Source organism: Pseudomonas sp. JDS28PS106, assembly GCF_036706555.1.
GTDB lineage: Bacteria > Pseudomonadota > Gammaproteobacteria > Pseudomonadales > Pseudomonadaceae > Aquipseudomonas.
The window spans coordinates 231205-251710 of record NZ_JBAJGT010000003.1 but is presented as its reverse complement, the minus strand read 5'-3'; the positions used below and the strand labels follow the sequence as shown (position 1 = coordinate 251710).

The 20506-nt window shown below is 62.6% G+C and carries 21 protein-coding genes; 9 read left to right on the top strand and 12 right to left on the bottom strand.

What is annotated here, in order from left to right:
- Window positions 1–61: 61 nt before the first annotated feature.
- Window positions 62–661 carry a Yip1 family protein gene (locus TRP66_RS06460; protein ID WP_333400541.1) on the bottom strand — a complete coding sequence of 200 codons (600 nt, stop codon included), beginning with the start codon at window positions 659–661 and terminating at the stop codon, window positions 62–64.
- Between the two features lie 279 nt (window positions 662–940).
- Here TRP66_RS06460 and ttcA point away from each other — a divergent pair, with 279 nt between their 5' ends.
- Window positions 941–1765 (top strand): tRNA 2-thiocytidine(32) synthetase TtcA, encoded by an 825-nt coding sequence (gene ttcA, locus TRP66_RS06455; protein WP_333400540.1) that lies wholly within the window; start codon window positions 941–943, stop codon window positions 1763–1765.
- Here the strand turns inward: ttcA and TRP66_RS06450 are convergent, their stop codons facing one another.
- The 4 genes from TRP66_RS06450 to arsC are packed head-to-tail and all read right to left on the bottom strand — an operon-like array spanning window position 1766 to window position 3813.
- Window positions 1766–2437, bottom strand: a complete 672-nt coding sequence (locus TRP66_RS06450; RefSeq protein ID WP_333400539.1) for a DNA-3-methyladenine glycosylase I — start codon at window positions 2435–2437, stop codon at window positions 1766–1768.
- Complete coding sequence (locus TRP66_RS06445; protein ID WP_333400538.1) at window positions 2437–2865, bottom strand: DUF2069 domain-containing protein; 429 nt, start codon at window positions 2863–2865, stop codon at window positions 2437–2439. The genes TRP66_RS06450 and TRP66_RS06445 overlap by 1 nt, the downstream gene beginning before the upstream one ends.
- Window positions 2858–3463, bottom strand: coding sequence for an NAD(P)H:quinone oxidoreductase (gene wrbA, locus TRP66_RS06440; RefSeq protein WP_333400537.1), 606 nt, complete (start codon window positions 3461–3463; stop codon window positions 2858–2860). The genes TRP66_RS06445 and wrbA overlap by 8 nt, the downstream gene beginning before the upstream one ends.
- The gene (arsC, locus tag TRP66_RS06435) at window positions 3460–3813 is read right to left on the bottom strand and encodes an arsenate reductase (glutaredoxin) (RefSeq protein ID WP_333400536.1); all 354 of its coding nucleotides are present in this window, start codon (window positions 3811–3813) and stop codon (window positions 3460–3462) included. Before arsC ends, wrbA begins: the two co-directional genes overlap by 4 nt.
- A gap of 129 nt (window positions 3814–3942) precedes the next feature.
- Between arsC and TRP66_RS06430 the strand changes: the two genes are divergently transcribed.
- Window positions 3943–4410 (top strand): TlpA family protein disulfide reductase, encoded by a 468-nt coding sequence (locus tag TRP66_RS06430; protein ID WP_333400535.1) that lies wholly within the window; start codon window positions 3943–3945, stop codon window positions 4408–4410.
- An 85-nt stretch (window positions 4411–4495) separates the two neighbouring features.
- Here the strand turns inward: TRP66_RS06430 and TRP66_RS06425 are convergent, their stop codons facing one another.
- The 3 genes from TRP66_RS06425 to TRP66_RS06415 all read right to left on the bottom strand — a co-directional run bounded on the left by TRP66_RS06425 (window position 4496) and on the right by TRP66_RS06415 (window position 8375).
- Window positions 4496–4903, bottom strand: coding sequence for an META domain-containing protein (locus tag TRP66_RS06425; protein WP_333400534.1), 408 nt, complete (start codon window positions 4901–4903; stop codon window positions 4496–4498).
- Window positions 4900–5337 (bottom strand): hypothetical protein, encoded by a 438-nt coding sequence (locus tag TRP66_RS06420; RefSeq protein ID WP_333400533.1) that lies wholly within the window; start codon window positions 5335–5337, stop codon window positions 4900–4902. Before TRP66_RS06420 ends, TRP66_RS06425 begins: the two co-directional genes overlap by 4 nt.
- 284 nt (window positions 5338–5621) lie before the next feature.
- Entirely contained in the window at window positions 5622–8375 is a 2754-nt protein-coding gene (locus tag TRP66_RS06415) for an ATP-binding protein (RefSeq protein WP_333400532.1), read from the bottom strand.
- A gap of 252 nt (window positions 8376–8627) precedes the next feature.
- Between TRP66_RS06415 and cysM the strand changes: the two genes are divergently transcribed.
- From cysM to TRP66_RS06390, 5 genes are all read left to right on the top strand, one after another.
- A complete protein-coding gene (gene cysM, locus TRP66_RS06410; protein WP_333400817.1) occupies window positions 8628–9530 on the top strand; it encodes a cysteine synthase CysM in 903 nt (300 codons plus the stop codon).
- Window positions 9530–10885, top strand: coding sequence for a 23S rRNA (uracil(1939)-C(5))-methyltransferase RlmD (gene rlmD, locus TRP66_RS06405; protein ID WP_333400531.1), 1356 nt, complete (start codon window positions 9530–9532; stop codon window positions 10883–10885). The genes cysM and rlmD overlap by 1 nt, the downstream gene beginning before the upstream one ends.
- Before the next feature lie 298 nt (window positions 10886–11183).
- The gene (relA, locus tag TRP66_RS06400) at window positions 11184–13424 is read left to right on the top strand and encodes a GTP diphosphokinase (RefSeq protein ID WP_333400530.1); all 2241 of its coding nucleotides are present in this window, start codon (window positions 11184–11186) and stop codon (window positions 13422–13424) included.
- Between the two features lie 127 nt (window positions 13425–13551).
- Window positions 13552–14385 (top strand): nucleoside triphosphate pyrophosphohydrolase, encoded by an 834-nt coding sequence (gene mazG, locus TRP66_RS06395; protein ID WP_333400529.1) that lies wholly within the window; start codon window positions 13552–13554, stop codon window positions 14383–14385.
- 31 nt (window positions 14386–14416) lie between these two features.
- On the top strand, window positions 14417–14956 hold the full coding sequence (locus TRP66_RS06390) for a DUF2058 domain-containing protein (protein WP_333400528.1): 540 nt from the start codon (window positions 14417–14419) through the stop codon (window positions 14954–14956).
- 66 nt (window positions 14957–15022) lie between these two features.
- Here the strand turns inward: TRP66_RS06390 and TRP66_RS06385 are convergent, their stop codons facing one another.
- From TRP66_RS06385 to purM, 4 genes are all read right to left on the bottom strand, one after another.
- A complete protein-coding gene (locus TRP66_RS06385; protein ID WP_333400527.1) occupies window positions 15023–15202 on the bottom strand; it encodes a hypothetical protein in 180 nt (59 codons plus the stop codon).
- 297 nt (window positions 15203–15499) lie between these two features.
- Window positions 15500–16213: a DUF3108 domain-containing protein gene (locus TRP66_RS06380; RefSeq protein ID WP_333400526.1), complete on the bottom strand. Its 714-nt coding sequence runs from the start codon at window positions 16211–16213 to the stop codon at window positions 15500–15502.
- Window positions 16214–16221: 8 nt separating this feature from the next.
- Window positions 16222–16872 (bottom strand): phosphoribosylglycinamide formyltransferase, encoded by a 651-nt coding sequence (purN, locus tag TRP66_RS06375; RefSeq protein WP_333400525.1) that lies wholly within the window; start codon window positions 16870–16872, stop codon window positions 16222–16224.
- Entirely contained in the window at window positions 16872–17930 is a 1059-nt protein-coding gene (gene purM / locus TRP66_RS06370) for a phosphoribosylformylglycinamidine cyclo-ligase (protein WP_333400524.1), read from the bottom strand. The genes purN and purM overlap by 1 nt, the downstream gene beginning before the upstream one ends.
- A 332-nt stretch (window positions 17931–18262) precedes the next feature.
- Between purM and TRP66_RS06365 the strand changes: the two genes are divergently transcribed.
- Together TRP66_RS06365 and TRP66_RS06360 are read left to right on the top strand one after the other, a co-directional pair.
- Window positions 18263–19318 carry a DUF2066 domain-containing protein gene (locus TRP66_RS06365; protein ID WP_333400523.1) on the top strand — a complete coding sequence of 352 codons (1056 nt, stop codon included), beginning with the start codon at window positions 18263–18265 and terminating at the stop codon, window positions 19316–19318.
- Window positions 19319–19350: 32 nt separating this feature from the next.
- Window positions 19351–20424, top strand: a complete 1074-nt coding sequence (locus TRP66_RS06360) for an AI-2E family transporter (RefSeq protein ID WP_333400522.1) — start codon at window positions 19351–19353, stop codon at window positions 20422–20424.
- Window positions 20425–20506: the final 82 nt, after the last annotated feature.

The window sequence follows — 20506 nt, the reverse complement described above, 5'->3', positions numbered from 1 at the left end:
GCGCCGGGCGGCTGAAAACCTCAACCGCCCGCCGGTCGTTCACCGCCCCGGAGCGTCACGCTCAGCCAGTGTATTCCGGTCCGACGCCGATGCCCCAGAGCACCACGGTAAACGCCATGATCGCGACCAGTACTACCAGCCCGACCGCGAGCACCGAACTGGAAAACATGAAGCCTTCCTCGGAAGGAATGTTCATGAACGTCGGCAGCCCCACGTAAAGCAGGTAGACGGTGTAGCAGACCGCCGCGGTGCCGACCAGCATGCCCAGCCACAGGTGCGGGTAGAGCGCCGCGAGGCCGCCAATGAACAACGGCGTCGCGGTGTAGGTGGCGAAGGCGATGCATTGCGCCAGCGTGGGCGTGGCGTCATAGGTGCGGGCCATCCAGTTGATGAAGCTGCCCATGACCGCAACGCCCGCCAGCATCGACAGATAAGACATGACTGTCATCCACAGGGCGCTGCCCTGGGTCAGCATGACCGGCGCCCGGTCGGCAATCACCCAGCCCACCTGCGTGGTGCCGATGTAGGCCGAAACGGCCGGCACGGCGGCCAGGATCAGCGTGTGGGTAAAGTACATATGGCGGATCGTTTCTTCTTCGCCACGTATCTGCTTCCATTCCCTATCGGGATGGGTGAACAGCCCCCAGACATGGTGAATCATGCGCGTACTCCTTCGACTCGTGGATACCCATGCGCCCGGAACTAACCGGCGCCCAAGGCCACAAGCCTGAAAGTGTCTGTCGCGTGCGACCTCATGAAGCAGTATAGGAAGCTCCACCCTGCGCAAACTCGCGGGCTTAGAGCGTTTGGCGATTTGCCGCGCGCGGGTAATAGCAGATCGAGCGACCGCAGGCCTCGGCGGGATGTTCAATGCAGCGCCGGTTGTGCGTAAAATAGTCGCCCTTTCCCGCAGTCACGTCATTTGGATACCACCAGCACCATGGGCACCTTGTCAGTCAACCAGAACAAACTGCAAAAACGCCTGCGTCGGTTGGCCGGCGAAGCGGTTACCGATTACAACATGATCGAGGACGGCGACAAGGTCATGGTTTGCCTCTCCGGCGGCAAGGACAGCTACACCATGCTCGACGTGCTGACGCACTTGCAGAAGGTGGCGCCGATCAAGTTCGACATCGTTGCGGTGAACATGGACCAGAAGCAGCCCGGCTTCCCCGAGCACGTGCTGCCTGCCTACCTGGAAACCCTGGGCATCGAATACCACATCGTCGAAAAGGACACCTATTCGGTCGTCAAGGAACTGATCCCGGAAGGCAAGACCACCTGCTCGCTGTGTTCACGTCTGCGTCGCGGCACGCTCTACACCTTCGCCGACGAAATCGGCGCAACCAAGATGGCGCTCGGTCACCATCGTGACGATATCGTCGAGACCTTCTTCCTCAACATGTTCTTCAACGGCTCGCTCAAGGCCATGCCGCCGAAGTTGCGCGCCGACGACGGCCGCAACGTGGTGATCCGTCCGCTGGCTTACTGCCACGAGAAGGACATTCAGGCCTATTCGGACTTCAAGGGCTTCCCGATCATTCCGTGCAACCTGTGCGGCTCGCAGGAAAACCTGCAGCGCCAGGTGGTCAAGGAGATGCTCCACGAGTGGGAACGCAAGACGCCGGGTCGCACCGAGAGCATCTTCCGCGCCTTGCAGAACGTCGTGCCGTCGCAACTGGCCGACCGCAACCTGTTCGACTTCACCAGCCTGCGCATCGACGAAACCGCGGCTTCGCGGTTTGTCAATGTGGTGAATCTTTGACTAATGATTGACCGTGAATGCCAGCATTGCTGAAATCTGACACAGCGGTCGACCGCTCTCCGCCTGCCACTGATTGAACGCTTCCTGGACAATGGCCTGATCGCGCTTGCTGCTCGGCACCCGGTCGACGATGTCCTGGGCGTTGAGCGCGGCGACCACGTCCCAGGTCGGAATGAAGGTGTCCTTGCCGATCATGCGCAGGAAGCGCGGCGCGGACAGCCCGCCCATCTGGTTGCCATGCTTGGCGATGTACTGCCACAAGCCGGTGATGTCCTGCACCGGCCAATCGGCGATGAAGTTGCCGAAACTGCCGTGTTCGTGCTCGATGTCGAGAATCAGCTGCGCATTGCGCGGCACGCTCTTGAGCTTGCCCAGGTGACGAATGATGCGGGTGTCCTGCATCAGTCGTTCCAGGTGGTCGGCGCCCATCAGCACCACCTTTTCCGGGTCGAAACGAAAGAACACTTCCTCGAACGCCGGCCACTTGGCGTCCACCAGACTGTGCTTGAGACCGGCCCGAAAGACCCGCAGCGCCATGGTCGACAGGTAACGGTCGGCACTGATGTTGCGCAGCTGGTCGGGGCTTTTCGGGGTGGGGAGGCGAGCTTCCAGGGCTTGGGCGGAGCCGAAACGGTTGAGGCAATACTCGTTCAGCCATTTGTAGTCGTGCATCAGGTCTCCGTGGGTTGAGGCAGTGGGCTGGCAGGAGTGCGATCCAGCTGCGAGCGCCAGCGGACATAAAGCAGCGCGCTGGTGAAGACGGCTACGCTGGCAAGCATTTCGAGTACGCCGAACAGCCATCGGTTCGGATCGAATGCGGCCAGGGCGCCTTTGATGAAATACAGATTGATCACAAAGCACACCCAGGACAGGCCGCGCGGACGGCCGCGCACCACGCCGGGTGCCAGAAGCAGCAACGGCAACAACTCGATGGCGAGGATGACGCCCGGGCGGGCGCCATGCAGATTGGCGATCGCCAGGTAGTACACCGACAGAAAGGCGATCATGCCAAAGAAGCACGCCAGGCTTGCGACCCGGCCGATGCGTACCCGAGGCTCCAGCCATTCCCTTGGCGGCAACGCCTTGGGCTTTCTAGCCACGGCCGGACTCCAGCTGCCGCGCGGTTTTCGCCAGGCGCTGGCCCAGTGCGCGGCACAGCTCGGTTTCGTGACGGTCCAGCGGACGCTTGCCATCGGCCCCGGCATGGTGGCTGGCACCGTATGGCGTCCCGCCGCCGGTAGTTTCCAGCAACGCGCCTTCGCTGTAGGGCAGGCCCATGATCAGCATGCCGTGGTGCAGCAGCGGCAGCAGCATCGACATGAGCGTGGTTTCCTGGCCGCCGTGCAGGCTGGCGGTGGAGGTGAACACGCACGCCGGCTTGCCGACCAGATCGCCGGTCAGCCACAGATTGCTGGTGCCATCCAGGAAATACTTGAGCGGCGCGGCCATGTTGCCGAACCGGGTCGGGCTGCCCAGCGCCAGACCTGCGCAGTTTTTCAGGTCGTCGAGGCTGGCATAGAGCGCGCCATTCTCCGGGATGGACGGCGCGGTGGCCTCGCAATCGGCCGACACCGCCGGCACGGTACGCAGCCGCGCCTCCATACCGCCCAGCTCGATGCCGCGGGCGATCTGCCGGGCCATTTCACTGGTGGAGCCATTACGGCTGTAATACAGGACCAGAATGTAAGGTGTGCTCATGGCAGCAGCTCCAGGATGTTTTCCGGTGGGCGGCCGATGACGGCTTTGTCGCCGGCGACCAGAACAGGGCGTTCGATCAGTTTGGGGTGGGCGACCATCGCCGCGATCAGTTGCTCGTCGTTCAGGTCGGGATCGGCCAGGTTGAGTTCCTTGTAAGCCTCCTCGCCCTTGCGCAGCAACTGGCGGGGGCCGATGCCGAGCTTGCCCAGCAGATCGCGCAGTTGCGCGGCGTCCGGCGGGGTTTCCAGATACAGCATCACGTCGGGCGCAAGGCCTCGGCTCTGCAGCAATTCCAGCGCGGCGCGGGATTTGGAACAGCGCGGGTTGTGATAAAGAGTCAGGTCGGTCATTTGCGGGTCGCTCTTGCCTGGGGTGGCGCGTATTCTACCCGCGTGACCGCACCATTCGACATATAGGGTGGTCATTAGTCGCAGCATCGGTCTAACCGACCGCCAACGAAAGCGAGGAAGGAAGCACACATGGTGAGGCGAATGGCAGCGGCAGCGGCACTGATCGGCAGTCTTCTGCTCAGCGGTTGTGGCACGGACCTGGGCGTTGACCAGGACGGTCGGAAAGTCGCCAGCGAACGCATCGACGGCCATTGGCTGGTCGTCAATTACTGGGCCGAATGGTGCGGCCCGTGCCGGGTGGAAATCCCGCAATTCAACACCTTGGCCGAACAGCTCAAGGACCGGCAGGTCACGGTGCTGGGCGTCAATTTCGACAACCTGCAGGGCGAGGAGCTGAAAAAGGCTTCCGATGCACTGGGCATCAAGTTCACCGTGTTGGCTCAGGACCCTGCCGAGCATTACAACCTGCCGCCGTCCGAGGCCCTGCCGGTGACCTACATCATCGACGACAAAGGCAAAGTGCGCGAACAGCTGCTGGGCGAGCAGACCATTGAAAGCGTGAAGAGCAAGCTGGAGGCGTTGCGCGGGAAGGGGTGAGCCCCCCACACAATGATTGATCGCTGCCCCGATCGCCAGCAAGCTGGCTCCTACACGGATTTGTAGGAGCCAGCTTGCTGGCGATTCAATCTTCTTCCGCCCAGAACCGCAGCGGCTTGCCTTGGGCCGGCCACAGACGCAGTTGCTCGATGGGGGAAATGTCCCAGCGCTGCACGCCTGGCAAAGCTTCCAGGAAGCGCTGTTCCTGCTCCATCAGTGCCGGTGCGCACATCTTGCGGGTTTTTCCGACGTGGCCGAAGGTGATCGTCTGCCCGTCCAGGGTGTAGGGCGCGAACCAGTGGTTGCAGCCGGCATTGCCATAGGCACGACCATCGGCGCCCAGGGTCATGGTCAAATGGCTGTTGTCGATCAACGGCCGTTCGCCGATCCACTCCAGCACATAGCCCTGATCCTGACGCAGCGCCGGGGCCTGAGATGCACAGCCGGCCAGCAAAGCCGTCGCCAGCAGGCCGGTTAAAGCCAGATATTTCATGCCGCCTGTCCTTGGCACTTCTTGCAGAAGTGCTTTTCGCCCTCGGTTTTCCAGCCCAGCTCCGCGATGCGCGCAGTGGCTGCCGGTTTCTGCGCCTTGACGCCCAGCTTGCTCTCTAGCATGAACTCGAAGTTCAGCTCGGCGGCGCAGCTGTCGCAATGCACCTGCCAATTGTGGATCGCCAGTTCGTCGAACACCGGACCTTTCGCCACGGCGACCCATTGGCCGGGCGGGTTGATCAGGTGACGAACCTTCTCCACGTAAAGGCGCATGTACAGGCTCTTGCTGCCCTTGATGGTGACCAGCAACTGGTCGTCGTTGTGGATCGAGCCGCCGTTGCCGGTGACCTGATAGCGGCCGGGGGCAAGGGTGCGGCACTCGGTCAGGGTGTGTTGCGGGTTGAGCATGCTGTAGCGGAAATCGTGTTCGACCATGGGTCCTCCAGAAGTGCGCGCATCCTAACACCAGCAGCGGCGGCGATGCAGCGTCCGGACGTCAGGCGTCGATGCGCGCTGTGTCAGATGCACTGCGTCAGGATCGTGGCGAGCAAGCTCTTCTCCCACAGGTTTGAGTCAAGTCTCCTCCAGCAGGAGCGGCGCAGACACTGTGGGAGGGAGCTTGCTCGCGACTGCGTCGTCATGGCAGCTGCGGCGGTGTCTTCATCGCCAGCAAGACGGATCGCCGCCCGCTGGCTCCTACAACGTAGTGTGAGGTGGTTTCAGGCGGTCACGCGCGCTTCGGCGGCGAGGCGCAGGATGGCTTTGTCGAGGTCTTCCAGCGCGTCTTCGGCCTGAGGGGCATTCTGTTTGAGCAGGGTTTCGGCGCGCTGGCAGGCGGCGCGCAGTTGCGGCACGCCGCAGTAGCGTGTTGCGCCGTGCAGGCGGTGCACCCGCTCGATAAGCCCCTGGCTATCGCTGATGCCCCGCGCCACTCGGATGGCTTCGCGATCCGATTCCAGCGAAGCGAGCAACATGGCCAGCATATCCGCGGCCAGATCCGGCTTGCCCGCGGCCAGGCGCAGGCCTTCCTCATGGTCGAGCACCACCGGCCCCACCTGCGCGCCGGCGGCCTCCGACGCCCGTTCCGGATTCGGCGTGCGCAGCGCCAGGCCCGTCCATTTGAGTACGACCTGGGCCAATTGCCGTTCGCTGATGGGCTTGGTCAGGTAGTCATCCATGCCGCTTTGCAGCAGCGAGCGTTTTTCATTTGCCATGGCGTGAGCGGTCAGGGCGACGATGGGCAGCGGCATGCTGTGGCGCTTGTCTTCCCAGCTGCGGATCGCTTCCGTGGCCTGGCGGCCGTCCATGTCCGGCATCTGCACATCCATCAGCACCAGATCGAAGACATTCTGCTGGACTGCCATGATTGCCGCGCGACCGCCGTCCACCGCCATGACCTCGGCGCCCATGTCTTCGAGCAGGGTCTGCACCAGCAGCAGGTTGGCGGGGTTGTCGTCTACGCACAGGACCCGTGGCGGTCGGCTGGACAAGGGTTGATGCAGGCCATTGCGGGTCGAGCGGGGCGCGATCAGTTCGTTCAGGGCTGCGTGCAGCTTGCGGGTGCAGGCTGGCTTGGCTTGCAACTGGGTATAAACGTCGGGCACCGACAGCTGGAACAGCGCCTGCTCGGTGGTCGGGCACAGCACCAGGACTTTGCAGGCGAGATTTTCCAGGTCCCAGATGTGCTGGCGCAGACGCTCCGGCGGTATCTCGCTGGCCGTGACGCCCAGCACCGCCAGATCAATGGCAGTAGGGGTCTGGTGCGCGGCGGTCACCCCGTTGAGCAGGTTTTCCAGGTTGTTGAAGACGATGGTTTCCAGCCCGCAATCTTCCAGCTGGTGTTCGAGCGCCTGCCGCGCCAGGTCATGCTGTTCCAGCACGGCGACCCGCATGCCTTCCAGCGGCAGGTTGACCTCGTCTTCGCTTTCGTCGTGAGCCTTGGGCAGATTGAGGCTGATCCAGAACTCCGAGCCTTGGCCCGGCGTGCTGTCCACGCCGATCTCGCCGCCCATCTGTTCGATCAGCCGCTTGGAGATTACCAGCCCCAGCCCCGTGCCTCCCGGCTGGCGCGACAGCGAGTTGTCCGCCTGGCTGAACGCCTGAAACAGCGCGCGCACGTCCTGGCTGGACAAGCCGATGCCAGTGTCCTGCACGCTGATGCGCAGTTGCGCGTAGTCCTTGGTTTCGTCTTCCAGCATGGCTCGCGCGACGATGGTGCCGTGACGGGTGAACTTGATCGCATTGCTGACCAGATTGGTCAGGATCTGCTTGAGGCGCAGCGGGTCGCCGGTCAGCGCCAGCGGGGTGTCGCGGTAGACCAGACTGACCAGTTCCAGGTGCTTGGCGTGGGCGGCCGGGGCGAGAATGGTCAGGGTGTCCTGCAACAGGTCGCGCAGGTTGAAGGGAATGCTGTCCAGCACCAGCTTGCCGGCCTCGATCTTCGAGAAATCGAGAATTTCGTTGATGATGCTCAGCAGGCTGTCGGCGGATTTTTCGATGGTGCCCAGGTAATCGTGCTGGCGCGGGGTCAGTTCGCTTTTCTGCAGCAGGTGCGTGAAACCCAGGATGCCGTTGAGCGGCGTGCGGATCTCGTGGCTCATGTTGGCGAGGAATTCCGATTTGATGCGGCTGGCTTCCAGCGCCTCCTTGCGCGCCATGTCCAGCTCGATGTTCTGGATCTCGATGGTTTCCAGATTTTGCCGCACGTCTTCGGTCGCCTGATCGATGCTTTGCTGCAGTTCTTCCTGGGCATTCTGCAACGTGGCGGCCATCCGGTTGATGCCCGAGGCCAGATCGTCCAGTTCGCGGCTGCCCAACGGCGGCAGGCGGGTTTCCAGGTTGCCATCCTTGAGTTGCGAGACCGCCTGACGGATGCGACTCAGTGGCTCGTTGATGGTACGGCTCATGCGCACCGCCAGGATCGCGGTGAACGCGAGACCGGTGGCGATCAGCAGCAAACTGGCGAACAGGCTGCGGTAACCGCGCAGCAGGGTGCCGTTGTGGGAAATTTCCAGATCTACCCAGCCGAGCAGCACATTGGCCTCGTCCGGGATGATCGGTCCGGTGAGATGCCGTTGCTGGCCGAACACTGGCAGCAGGTAGCGGGTGGCGTCGTTTCCGGGACTGCTGAGCAGCTGCGAGCCGCTGCCGATCGGCGACGGACTGATCATGCTGGGGCCGGCGTGGGCGAGGGTGCTGCGGTCGATGTCCAGAAACGACACCGCGCGCACGTCCGCCTGCTCCAGCGTCTGCGCGGCGATCCGGCGCAACAGGACTTTGTCCTTTTTGCCCAGGGCGGATGCCGAGAGCGGACCCAACTCCTGCGCGATCATTTCGCCGCGCTGCAGCAACTGGCCTTGCAGTTCCGACAACTGCATCCAGGTGAAATAGCTGCCCAGCACCAGCGCCATCAGGCTGGCCGGCAGAATGGTCAGCAGCAGTACGCGGCCCTTTATACCCAGCTTGTTCAGCACCCTTTGTCTCCAGCAACCTGTCTTTGGCAACCCGCTCCGGCAACCTGGGCCCAAGCTTCAAACATCATGGGCCGCGCGCTTATGCCGTCTGACCGCGTCGGAGCAGGCCGCAGTGTAGCCATTCCTGAACGACAACGGGACATCAGCGCGCCTTATGCTCTTTGGGCATAAGGTGCGCACTTTGCGTGATATGGGCTGGAGGCGTTTGCCGGTATGATAGTCGCCCCCGCAGACTGGACCGCGAATAACGCCATGACCCTGCAGTATCCGACTATCGCCGATTGCATCGGCAATACCCCGCTCGTGCGCCTGCAGCGCATGGGGGGCAATACCAGCAATACCCTCCTGCTCAAGCTCGAAGGTAACAACCCGGCTGGCTCGGTAAAAGATCGTCCTGCCTTGTCGATGATCCTGCGTGCCGAAGCGCGCGGCCAGATCCATCCGGGCGACACTCTCATCGAAGCCACCTCCGGCAACACCGGCATCGCGCTGGCGATGGTCGCGGCGATCAAGGGTTACCGGATGATCCTGATCATGCCGGACAACTCCAGCGCCGAGCGCAAGGCGGCGATGACTGCCTATGGCGCCGAGCTGATTCTGGTCAGCAAGGAAGAAGGCATGGAAGGCGCTCGCGATCTGGCCGAGCGCATGCAGGCCGAAGGTCGCGGCAAGGTGCTCGACCAGTTCGCCAACGGCGACAATCCCCAGGCTCACTACACCTCGACCGGCCCGGAAATCTGGCAGCAGACCGCTGGCACCATCACTCATTTCGTCAGTTCGATGGGCACCACCGGCACCATCATGGGCACTTCGCGCTATCTGAAAGAGCAGAACCCCGACATTCAGATCGTCGGTCTGCAACCCATGGAAGGCGCTTCGATTCCCGGCATTCGTCGCTGGCCGGAAGAATACCTGCCGCGTATCTACCAGGCCGATCGTGTGGATCGCATTCTGGACATGGGCCAGGACGAAGCCGAGGACACCATGCGCCGGCTGGCGCGGGAGGAAGGTATTTTCTGCGGCGTATCGTCGGGCGGTTCGGTGGCGGGCATGTTGCGCCTGTCTCGCGAGCTGGAAAATGCCGTGATCGTTGCAATCATCTGTGACCGGGGCGACCGTTATCTGTCCACCGGTATCTACGACGCACCCAACTGATGAGCAAACAAGCAAGAGGGCTGCGCTTCCAGCCTGCCGGCGGTGTCAAGGCCGCACAGATTCCGACTGGCAAGAAGCAGCGCCTGATTATCGAGCGGTTGTCCGGTGATGGCCGTGGCATTGCCTTTTTCGAAGGCAAGACCTGGTTCGTGACCGGCGCTCTGGCGGGCGAAGAAGTCGAGGCCCGGGTGCTCAATGCCCGTGGCAAAGTGGTGGAAGCCCGCGCCGAACGTATCCTGCACGCCAGCGCCATGCGCAGGCCGGCACCTTGCGTGCATTTCGGCCGCTGCGGCGGCTGCAGCGTGCAACACATGCCCCATGACGAACAGCTTGCCCTCAAACAGCGCATGCTCGCCGAACAATTGCTGCGGGTGGCAAACGTCGAACCCGAAGAGTGGGCAGCGCCGTTGACCGGTCCCGAGCTGGGCTATCGCCGCCGGGCGCGCATCGCGGTGCGCTGGGACGCGAAGGCGAAACAGCTGGAGGTGGGCTTCCGCGCCATCGCCAGTCAGGACATCGTCGCCATCGAACAATGTCCGGTGCTGGTACAGCCCTTGCAACCGATCATGACGGCGCTGCCCGGCCTGCTGAAGGGTTTCGCCCGACCTCAGGCGCTGGGACACGTCGAGCTGTTCAGCGGCACCTCGATTGCCGTGCTGTTGCGTCATACCGCGCCGCTGGCCGAGGCGGATCTGGCCTCGCTCGAAGCCTTCTGCCGGGCGCACGACGCGCAGCTCTGGCTGCATGGCGAAGGCGAGCCGCAACCGGCAGAGGCCGGTCAGACCCTGGGCTATCGCCTCGAAGCCTGGGATCTGGAACTGGCCTGGCGGCCGGGAGATTTCATTCAGGTCAACGCGGCGGTTAACGACGCGATGATCGCGCAGGCCCTGGAATGGCTGGCGCCCACGGCCAAGGAGCGGGTCATGGACCTGTTCTGCGGCCTTGGCAATTTCGCCTTGCCGCTGGCGCGGCGGGCAAAGGAAGTGGTAGCCGTTGAAGGCGTTTCGACTATGGTCGAGCGTGCGGCGGCCAATGCAATCGGCAATGATCTGCACAATGTGCGGTTTCATCAGGCGGATCTGTCCCAGCCGCTGACGAAAGCGGACTGGGCAATTGAAGGCTTCAACGCGGTACTCCTGGACCCGCCACGTGACGGAGCGTTCGAAGTGGTGCGCCAGATCGGGAAATCAGGCGCCGGACGGCTGCTTTATGTTTCATGCAACCCGGCAACTTTGGCTCGCGACACGGTCGAATTGGTCAATCAGGGCTATCGATTAAAACGCGCCGGAATTCTCGACATGTTTCCTCAGACGGCGCATGTCGAGGCGATGGCTTTATTTGAAATGAGTAAGTGAGTGGCGGTTCATGGGATCGAATCGCAGCTGACAAGGAGTCTCATTTAATCCGACTGGCCCGCGAATGCCGGTTCTTGCTGGCCCGGCAAGTGGCATTCGTCAGGCTCCGTACGAAATATTTTCGCGCGAAGGCCAGACAAGGCGAAATGGGGTGAGGAAGCGGAGTGTACTGGAGTACATGAGCGTTCCGAGCCCCATTTCAACCCAGTATGGGCGAGTGAGAAGACATTTCGTACAGAGCCTGAGAAGGCCGGCGACTGATGGCGCTATTTATCGCGCCGTAGGGAAGGTAAGCAACATGGTACAGGTGAGAGCACACCAGCCGATCAACACCGACGGCAGTATCAATCTCGATGCCTGGCTCGATCATATCGTCAGCGTCGACCTGGTCCTGGACCGGGAAGCCATGAAAGAAGCCTGCGAGTTCGCCCGGCAAGCCGAGCAGAAGGACAACGCGGGCAAGAGTCACTGGGCCGAGGGGACCTCCTGCTTCCAGACGGGTCTGGAAATCGCGGAAATCCTCGCCGACCTGAAGCTGGACCAGGATTCGCTGATTGCCGCGGTCATCTACCGCGGCGTGCGCGAGGGGCGGATCGCCCTGGCCGACGTCGAACAGCGTTTCGGCGCCACCGTCGCCAAGCTGATCGACGGCGTGTTGCGCATGGCGGCGATCAGCGCCAGCCTCAGTCCACGCCAGTCGATGGTGCTGGGCAGTCAGGCGCAGGTGGAAAACCTGCGCAAGATGCTGGTGGCGATGGTTGACGACGTGCGCGTCGCGCTGATCAAGCTGGCCGAACGGACCTGCGCGATCCGCGCCGTGAAAAACGCCGACGATGAAAAACGCAACCGCGTCGCCCGCGAGGTGTTCGACATCTATGCACCGCTGGCGCATCGCCTCGGCATCGGCCATATCAAATGGGAGCTGGAGGACCTGTCCTTCCGCTATCTCGAGCCTGAGCAGTACAAGCAGATCGCCAAGCTGCTCCACGAGCGGCGTCTGGATCGCGAACGCTTCATCAGCGATGTCATGTCCCAGCTCGATAACGAGTTGCAGGCCACTGGTGTCACGGCGGACATCAGCGGGCGCGCCAAACATATCTATTCGATCTGGCGAAAAATGCAGCGCAAGGGCCTGGCCTTCAGCCAGATCTACGACGTGCGCGCGGTGCGGGTGCTGGTCCCGGAAATGCGCGACTGCTACACCGCGCTGGGGATCGTACACACCTTGTGGCGACATATTCCCAAGGAGTTCGACGACTACATCGCCAACCCCAAGGAAAACGGCTATCGCTCGCTGCACACCGCGGTCATCGGGCCGGAAGGCAAGGTGCTGGAAGTGCAGATCCGCACCCACGCCATGCATGAGGAAGCCGAACTGGGCGTCTGCGCGCACTGGCGCTACAAGGGCACCGACGTCAAATCCAGCTCCAACCATTACGAAGAGAAGATCTCCTGGCTGCGTCAGGTTCTGGAATGGCACGAGGAACTGGGCGACATTGGCGGGCTGGCCGAGCAGCTTCGGGTCGACATCGAGCCGGACCGGGTCTACGTGTTCACCCCCGACGGCCATGCCATCGACCTGCCCAAGGGCGCGACGCCGCTGGACTTCGCGTACCGGGTCCATACCGAAATCGGCCACAACTGCCGGGGGGCCAAGATCAACGGGCGCATCGTGCCGCTCAACTACAGCCTGCAGACCGGCGAGCAGGTCGAGATCATCACCAGCAAGCAGGGCACCCCCAGCCGCGACTGGCTGAACTCCAACCTGGGCTACATCACCACGTCCCGGGCGCGGGCCAAGATCGTTCACTGGTTCAAACTCCAGGCTCGCGATCAGAACGTGGCGGCGGGCAAGAGCCTGCTGGAGCGCGAACTGTCGCGCGTTGCGCTGCCCCAGGTGGACTTCGAAAAACTGGCGGACAAGGCCAACTACAAGACAGCCGAAGACATGTTCGCCGCGCTGGGCGCCGGCGATCTGCGCCTGACCCAGCTGGTGAACCTCGCCCAGCAGCAGGTCGAACCGGATCGTCTCAACGACATCGAGCTGATCCCTCGCAAGGCCACCGGTTACAAGCCGGGCAAACGCGGCGACATCCAGATTCAGGGCGTGGGCAATCTCATGACCCAGATCGCCGGATGCTGCCAGCCGCTGCCGGGCGATGCGATCGTCGGCTATATCACGCAAGGGCGCGGGGTCACCATCCACCGCCAGGACTGCGCATCGGTGCTGCAACTGGCCGGTCGCGAGCCGGAACGGATCATCCAGGTCAGCTGGGGGCCGGCGCCGGTGCTCACCTATCCGGTAGACATCATCATCCGCGCCTACGATCGCTCCGGCTTGCTGCGTGACGTCACCCAGGTGCTGCTCAACGAGCGGATCAACGTGCTCGCGGTGAACACCCGCTCGAACAAGGACGACAACACAGCGCTGATGTCGCTGACCATCGAGATTCCCGGGCTGGATGCGCTGGGCCGCCTGTTGGGGCGTATCTCGCAGTTGCCGAACATCATCGAAACGCGGCGCAACCGGACGCCATGAGTGCCGCTGCCCCATCTGTGGGAGCGGATTCATCCGCGATAGATCGTACAGACGCAACATGCTTGTCGGCTGGGCGACTGATTCGCGGATGAATCCGCTCCTACAAGGCGCGTGAGGAAGAATGAACATGTACAAACTTGAAGACCTGCTGCATCTCATGGCCCGGCTGCGCGATCCTCGGCATGGCTGTCCGTGGGATCTGAAGCAGACCTACGCGAGCATCGTGCCGCACACGCTGGAAGAGGCCTATGAAGTGGCCGATACCATCGAGCGCGGCGATTTCGAGCATCTTCAGGGCGAGCTGGGCGATCTGCTGTTTCAGGTCGTGTACTACGCGCAGTTGGCGAAGGAAGAAGGGCGCTTCGAATTCGACGGCGTCATCGACGGGATCACCCGCAAGCTGGTGCGCCGCCATCCCCACGTCTTTCCGACCGGAGATCTGTATGCGCCGCTGGAAGCGCCGCGTCTGAGCGAGGAAGAGATCAATCGGCGCTGGGATGAGATCAAGGCCGAGGAACGTGCTGAAAAGGCCGACGTTCCTCAGCAATTGTCCTTGCTGGATGACGTGCCTGTCGCGCTGCCGGCGTTGAGTCGCGCCGCCAAGCTGCAAAAGCGCGCGGCCGAGGTCGGGTTCGACTGGCCGGAAGCGCTGCCGGTGGTCGACAAGGTGCGGGAAGAGCTCGACGAAGTGCTGGAAGCGATGTCGGAAAACGACACCGCAGCGGTGGCCGAAGAGATCGGTGACCTGCTGTTCGTGGTGGTCAATCTCGCCAGACACCTCAAGGTCGACCCCGAAACCGCGTTGCGCTCGGCCAACGGCAAGTTCGACAGACGCTTCCGATTCATAGAACAGGCATTGCGCGACAGTGGGCGTCCGATTGAAGATTGCACACTCGAAGAAATGGACGCCCTCTGGGGTGAAGCCAAACGTCAGGAAAAGAACGCGCCCAGCTGTGGCTGAGCGCGCTGCAACGGCATAAGTGAGTAAACAGATGAGCCTTTCCCTTCGCGACCAATTGCTCAAGGCAGGTCTGGTCAACCAAAAGCAGGCCAAGCAGGTCAGCAAAGAAAAGCAGAAAGAACAGCGTCTGGTGCACAAAGGGCAGGCCAAGGCCGACGACTCCCAGAAGCGCGCCGCCGAGGAAGCGATGGCCGAGAAGGTCAAGCGCGACCAGGAGCTGAACCGCCAGCAGCAGGAAAAGGCCGAGCAGAAAGCCCGCGCCGCGCAGATCAAGCAATTGATCGAAGTCTCGCGCCTGCCCAAGCTCACCACCGAGGACTACTACAACTTCGTCGACGACAAGAAGGTCAAGCGGATCTCGGTCAATGCGCTGATGCGCAACAAACTGAGCAGCGGCTCGCTGGCGATCGTCCATCACGGCGGTGGTTACGAGATCATCCCGCGCGAGGCGGCGCTGAAGATCCAGGAACGCGACCCGCGTCGCGTAGTGCTGCTCAACACCCCGACGGAAGCGCCGGATGCCGATGATCCGTATGCCGCGTATCAGGTGCCTGACGACTTGATGTGGTAAGGCCTATCGCCAGCAAGCTGGCTCCTACAGCAGCGTATTGCGTAGGAGCCAGCTTGCTGGCGATGTTCACTGACCCCGCCGACTCTCCAGAGCCTCCAGCTCTTCCTTGTACCGATGCGCCTCGGACTCGTCATGGAACATGCCGACCAGCTGGTCCTGCTGGTGCACGTCCCAGATATGGATGCCGTGGCCTACGGCTTCATGGGAGAGGTGGGCGTCGTCGCGTTCAGTCACTTTTACGGTCATATCGATAGGCTCCTGACTCTGGATGCTGCGACAATGCGTCGCAGGTTTTATTTATAGTTTTGGTTAGCTTGCTAAGTAAACAGTCGGGAGTGGAGTGGCTGCGGCGGTTGTATTCTTGAAACGCTGGGAAGGCTCTAGATCAAGGGTTTTGGAGGGTCTGGCCGTTCATGAAGCTTTCTTCATGAACGCTATCGCCAGCAAGCTGGCTCCTACGGGCAGGGGTAGGAGCCAGCTTGCTGGCGATAGCGGCAATAAAAAACCCCGCGCAAGGCGGGGCTTCGGTATTGCGGTCTCGGATCAGCTGCCTTTCACAGCTTTGCCGTTCACCGTGCCGTCCAGCAGCATGATGTTGTATTCCTTGCCATCGGTTTCGACCTGTTGCAGGCGGACCAGCAGGTAGTCCCAGTCCTTGGCGAACCACAGCACGGTGATGCGCTTGCTCTGCGTCGGATCGCGAACGCGCTCGACCTTGATCGCATCGACCTGACCAGCCTTCGTGGACACTTTCTCGGAGCCCAGCACGCGGAAATCGTAGGTGTCCACTTCGTCGCCGTCGACGACCTGGTAGCTCATGCTCTTCTTGCCGGCCGCCACGTCGTGTTGCAACGCCAGCTGGTAGCTGGACTTGTCGAGCATGCCACGGTTAAGCGGCAGTTTGACGGCATCGCCACGGTCGGAGCCGGTGACGAACTTGTTCGCCCAGTCGAACGACAGGTCGACTTTCTTGGATTTGCCCAGGCCGCTGCGCTCGAAGCTGTAGGACTGCGGCAGGATCGCGTCGTTTTCCATCTTCAGCGTGCTGACTTCGGTCAGGCTGGCGATCATCATCGAGGCTTTGAAGTTGAGCGTCCAGACACCGTTGGCGCCCGCTTCGAGGCTGCGCTCGGCGGTGCCGCTCATGGGCAGCTGCTTCCAGTCGGCGGTGTAGCTGGCGGAGAAGGGTTGAAGGTCTGCTGCATGGGCCGCAGGCAGGGCGAACAGAGCGAAAGCGAAGAGCAAGGCGCGTCGCATGGTGTCTCCTAGTTTCGAATCAAATGGCCGCTGGCCGGCAGAGGCTGGCCGTCCAATAAGGCTCCATGCTCGCCGAGGCACAACCGGCCTTCGGCAAACCAGCGAATTGCCAGCGGATAAATGCGGTGCTCCTGAAGATGAACCCGCTGCGCAAGGGTCGCGGGCGAGTCCTGCAACTGTACCGAAACAACTGCCTGTACGACCAGAGGGCCGCCATCGAGTTCCTCGGTGACGAAGTGCACGCTGCAGCCATGTTCCTTGTCGCCGGCATCCAGGGCCCGTTGATGAGTGTGCAGCCCTTTGTAGAGCGGCAGCAGGGAAGGATGGATGTTGAGCAGCCGGCCATGATAGTGGCGCACGAAGTCGCCGCTGAGGATACGCATGAAGCCCGCGAGCACGACCAGCTGCGGATCGAAGGTATCAATCAGCTCGATCATCGCGGCATCGAACGCCTCGCGGCCTTCATAGGCCTTGTGGTCCAGGACGCAGGCATCTATGCCCGCGTCCCTGGCGCGCTGCAGGCCGAACGCGTCGTTCCGGTTGGATATGACCGCGCGAATCCGGACGGGAGTGGTCCCGTCCTTGAAGCTGTCGATCATGGCCTGCAGGTTGCCGCCGGTGCCGGAGAGCAGCACCACGACGTTACAGGTGGCTGACATCAATGCGCCTTGAGGTTTTTCAGCTCGACTTGCGCGGCGCCTTCGGAGGCAGTGGCGATCTGGCCGATGACCCAAGGCTGTTCGCCGGCTTCGCGCAGAACGTTCAGGGCCGCTTCCACGTGCTCCTGAGCCACGCAGATCACCATGCCCACGCCGCAGTTCAGCACGCGGTGCATTTCGTGCTCATCGACGTTGCCCTGCTGCTGCAGCCAGTCGAATACCGCGGGACGCTGCCAGCTGGCGACGTCGACGACTGCCTGGGCGCCTTCTGGAAGCACGCGAGGAATGTTGTCCAGCAGGCCGCCGCCGGTGATATGCGCCATGGCCTTGACCGCACCAGTGTCCTTGATCAGCTTGAGCAGCTGCTTGACGTAGATGCGGGTCGGGGCCATCAGCAGGTCGGTCAGAGGCTTACCGTCCAGCTGGATGTTCTCGATGTCGGCACCGGCCACTTCGATGATCTTGCGGATCAGCGAATAGCCGTTGGAATGCGGGCCGGAGGACGGCAGTGCCAGCAGGGCATCGCCCGCGGCCACTTTGGAACCGTCGATGATGTCGGCTTTCTCGACCACGCCCACGCAGAAACCGGCCAGGTCATAGTCTTCGCCTTCGTACATGCCGGGCATTTCGGCGGTTTCGCCGCCCACCAGCGAGCAGCCCGCCAGTTCGCAGCCCGCGCCGATGCCGGTCACGACCTGGGCGGCGGTGTCAACGTTCAGCTTGCCGGTGGCGTAGTAGTCCAGGAAGAACAGCGGCTCCGCGCCGCACACCACCAGGTCGTTGACGCACATGGCGACCAGATCGATGCCGATGCTGTCGTGCTTGTTCAGATTCAGGGCCAGACGCAGCTTGGTGCCGACGCCGTCGGTGCCGGATACCAGCACTGGCTGCTTGTAGCCGGCCGGGATTTCGCAGAGGGCGCCGAAGCCTCCCAGGCCGCCCATGACTTCAGGACGCTTGGTGCGCTTGGCGACGCTCTTGATGCGTTCGACCAATGCTTCACCGGCGTCGATGTCCACACCGGCGTCTTTGTAGCTCAGGGAGGGTTGCTTGCTCATAAAAATCCAGGCCTTTAGGGGGGATTCGGAGGGATCGACCGCAGCAGCAGGGCCCTGCGCGACGCTTGTGCATCACGCGGTGTAAGCCGCCGCTATCGCCGGTCTGCGAAGGCGCGCGATTTTATCAGGCTTGCACCGCAGGGGCCATCCTTGGGCCGACGGCAGGGCCGCAGTCGCGCAAAATAACCGGTGCGTGCGAGCGCGTCAGGTTCGTTCGCGCTGTTAAGCTGTACTTTTAAGGTGAATGATTCGAGAGGATGTGCTGTCCTAGGCTCGCTCAACCTCCTGAAGCCGCATGCCGCGGCGTTTCTTCTTCCGTTCGGGATATCTTCATGCGTTTTTCCAGTTACCTTCTCGCCGGCTGCCTGTCAGTGTTCAGCCTGCCCGGCCTCGCTGAAACCGTCGCCAATCTCTACCAGGTCCGCGAGCCGGTCAGCAGCCAGTCTCCCGACGAGCGCACCCGCGCCACCCAGGCCGCGCTGGAAACGCTGGTGCTGCGCCTGACCGGCGATGCCAAGGCCGCGCAGGGCTCCGCGCTCGCCTCATTGCGCAAGGACCCGCAACAAGTGATCAGTCAGTACGGCTACGAAGCCGGTCCTCCGGAAACGCTGCTGGTGGATTTCGATCCCGCGACCACCGACCGCGCCCTGCGCCAGGCCGGCTTGCCGATCTGGGGCAGTAATCGTCCGTCGATCCTTGGCTGGTGGCTGAACGAATCGGTTGAGAACACCAATCTGGTCGGTGACGGCCAAGGCTCTGCCGAACCTCTGCGCCGCGCCGCCCAGCATCGCGGCCTGCCGTTGCGCCTGCCGCTGGCTGATCTGAGCGAGCAGAGCGTCGGCACCGCGCAAACCCTGGAAAGCAATGACGCGACCTCGCTCAAGGAAGCCTCCGAGCGTTACGGCGCCGACGCGATCCTGGCTGTCCACGCCAAGGAAGACGCGGGGCAGTGGCAAGGCAAATGGCGCTTGTGGCTGGGCGATCAGCGCGAGCAGGGCACCGCGACCGGCGCCAGCTCCGAAGCGCTGGCCGACGCGGTGCTGCTGGCGGTGAGCCAGCGACTGGCGCCTCGCTTCGTTGCCAAGCCAGGCGCCTCGACGGCGCTGGTGTTGCAGGTTCAGGACATGACGCTGGAGCGTTACGCCGAAATGCTGCGTTTGCTGGAACCTTTCGGTGGACGCCTCAAGGCTGTACAGGGCGACCGCCTCGATTTCGAAGTGGCCGGCAGCGCCGAGCAGGTCCGCGCGCAACTGGCGCTGGGCAAGCTGCAAGAGATCCCGGCCGAGCAGGCGGTTGTGCCAACGCAGCAGGGCCAGGCGCCGGTTCCGGCCAGCTCCGGTCCGGCTATCGTTCCGGCGGCCGCGCCGCAACTGTATTTCCGTTGGTAAAACTGCCTGTTCCTTTGTAATGAGAGACATCGATGACTGATTCACGGCGCTGGTTCTGGCTCGGCGGGGTTGCCCTGCTGGTCGGTTTCATTTTGTTGCTGCACCCGATTCTGATGCCGTTCCTGGTGGCGCTGCTGCTGGCTTACATGGGCGACCCGATCGTCGACCGCCTGGAAAAGCTCGGGCTTTCGCGGACCTTGAGCGTGGTCGCGGTATTCGGCCTGTTCACCCTGGTGCTGATGGCGCTGCTGCTGGTGCTGGTGCCGATGCTGGCCAAACAGCTGATGCGTCTTTATGAGCTCGCGCCGCAGATCCTCGACTGGCTGCAACATACCGCGCTGCCGTGGGTGCAGGCCAAGTTCGGCTTGTCTGAAGGTTTCTGGCGCTTCGACCGGGTCAAAGCGGCCATCTCCTCGCACATGGGGCAGGCGGGGGATATCGTCGGCATCGTAGTGGCCCGCGCGACCGCTTCGAGTCTGGCGCTGATCGGCTGGCTGACCAACCTGGTGCTGATTCCGGTGGTGTGTTTCTACCTGCTGCGCGACTGGGACCTGATGATGGGCAAGATCCGCGGCTTGCTGCCGCGTCAGCGCGAGGGTCAGGTGGTCAAGCTGGCGGGCGAATGTCACGAAGTGCTGGGCGCCTTTATTCGCGGGCAGTTGCTGGTGATGGTCGGCCTGGGTGTGATCTATGCCGCGGGGCTGATGCTGGTCGGGCTGGAGCTGGGACTGCTGATCGGGGTAATCGCGGGACTGGCGGCGATCGTGCCTTATATGGGCTTCGTGATCGGCATCGGCGCGGCACTGATCGCCGGATTGTTCCAGTTCGGCGGCGACCTGTACCCGATGCTGGGTATCGTCGCGGTGTTCATGGTCGGACAGGCACTCGAAGGCATGGTGCTGACGCCGCTGCTGGTGGGCGACCGGATCGGCCTGCACCCGGTCGCGGTAATCTTCGCGATTCTGGCCGGCGGCGAGCTGTTCGGCTTCACCGGGATCCTGCTGGCGCTGCCGGTGGCGGCGGTGATCATGGTCCTGGTTCGTCACGCCCACGACTTGTACAAGGATTCGGAAATCTACGGTGGCGCGGAAGACCCCGACCTCTGATCCGCAAGCCTTTGATTTTGCAGGCGCATTGTGCGACCTGCCCCACGGGTATAGACTTTGCACACTTTACACAGAGGCCCTT

Coding starts and splice junctions, on each gene's coding strand:
- TRP66_RS06460 (WP_333400541.1), bottom strand. CDS start 661: ATGATTCACCATGTCTGGGGGCTGTTCACCCATCCCGATAGGGAATGG.
- ttcA (WP_333400540.1), top strand. CDS start 941: ATGGGCACCTTGTCAGTCAACCAGAACAAACTGCAAAAACGCCTGCGT.
- TRP66_RS06450 (WP_333400539.1), bottom strand. CDS start 2,437: ATGCACGACTACAAATGGCTGAACGAGTATTGCCTCAACCGTTTCGGC.
- wrbA (WP_333400537.1), bottom strand. CDS start 3,463: ATGAGCACACCTTACATTCTGGTCCTGTATTACAGCCGTAATGGCTCC.
- arsC (WP_333400536.1), bottom strand. CDS start 3,813: ATGACCGACCTGACTCTTTATCACAACCCGCGCTGTTCCAAATCCCGC.
- TRP66_RS06430 (WP_333400535.1), top strand. CDS start 3,943: ATGGTGAGGCGAATGGCAGCGGCAGCGGCACTGATCGGCAGTCTTCTG.
- TRP66_RS06425 (WP_333400534.1), bottom strand. CDS start 4,903: ATGAAATATCTGGCTTTAACCGGCCTGCTGGCGACGGCTTTGCTGGCC.
- TRP66_RS06420 (WP_333400533.1), bottom strand. CDS start 5,337: ATGGTCGAACACGATTTCCGCTACAGCATGCTCAACCCGCAACACACC.
- cysM (WP_333400817.1), top strand. CDS start 8,628: ATGACCCTGCAGTATCCGACTATCGCCGATTGCATCGGCAATACCCCG.
- rlmD (WP_333400531.1), top strand. CDS start 9,530: ATGAGCAAACAAGCAAGAGGGCTGCGCTTCCAGCCTGCCGGCGGTGTC.
- relA (WP_333400530.1), top strand. CDS start 11,184: ATGGTACAGGTGAGAGCACACCAGCCGATCAACACCGACGGCAGTATC.
- mazG (WP_333400529.1), top strand. CDS start 13,552: ATGTACAAACTTGAAGACCTGCTGCATCTCATGGCCCGGCTGCGCGAT.
- TRP66_RS06390 (WP_333400528.1), top strand. CDS start 14,417: ATGAGCCTTTCCCTTCGCGACCAATTGCTCAAGGCAGGTCTGGTCAAC.
- TRP66_RS06385 (WP_333400527.1), bottom strand. CDS start 15,202: ATGACCGTAAAAGTGACTGAACGCGACGACGCCCACCTCTCCCATGAA.
- TRP66_RS06380 (WP_333400526.1), bottom strand. CDS start 16,213: ATGCGACGCGCCTTGCTCTTCGCTTTCGCTCTGTTCGCCCTGCCTGCG.
- purN (WP_333400525.1), bottom strand. CDS start 16,872: ATGTCAGCCACCTGTAACGTCGTGGTGCTGCTCTCCGGCACCGGCGGC.
- purM (WP_333400524.1), bottom strand. CDS start 17,930: ATGAGCAAGCAACCCTCCCTGAGCTACAAAGACGCCGGTGTGGACATC.
- TRP66_RS06365 (WP_333400523.1), top strand. CDS start 18,263: ATGCGTTTTTCCAGTTACCTTCTCGCCGGCTGCCTGTCAGTGTTCAGC.
- TRP66_RS06360 (WP_333400522.1), top strand. CDS start 19,351: ATGACTGATTCACGGCGCTGGTTCTGGCTCGGCGGGGTTGCCCTGCTG.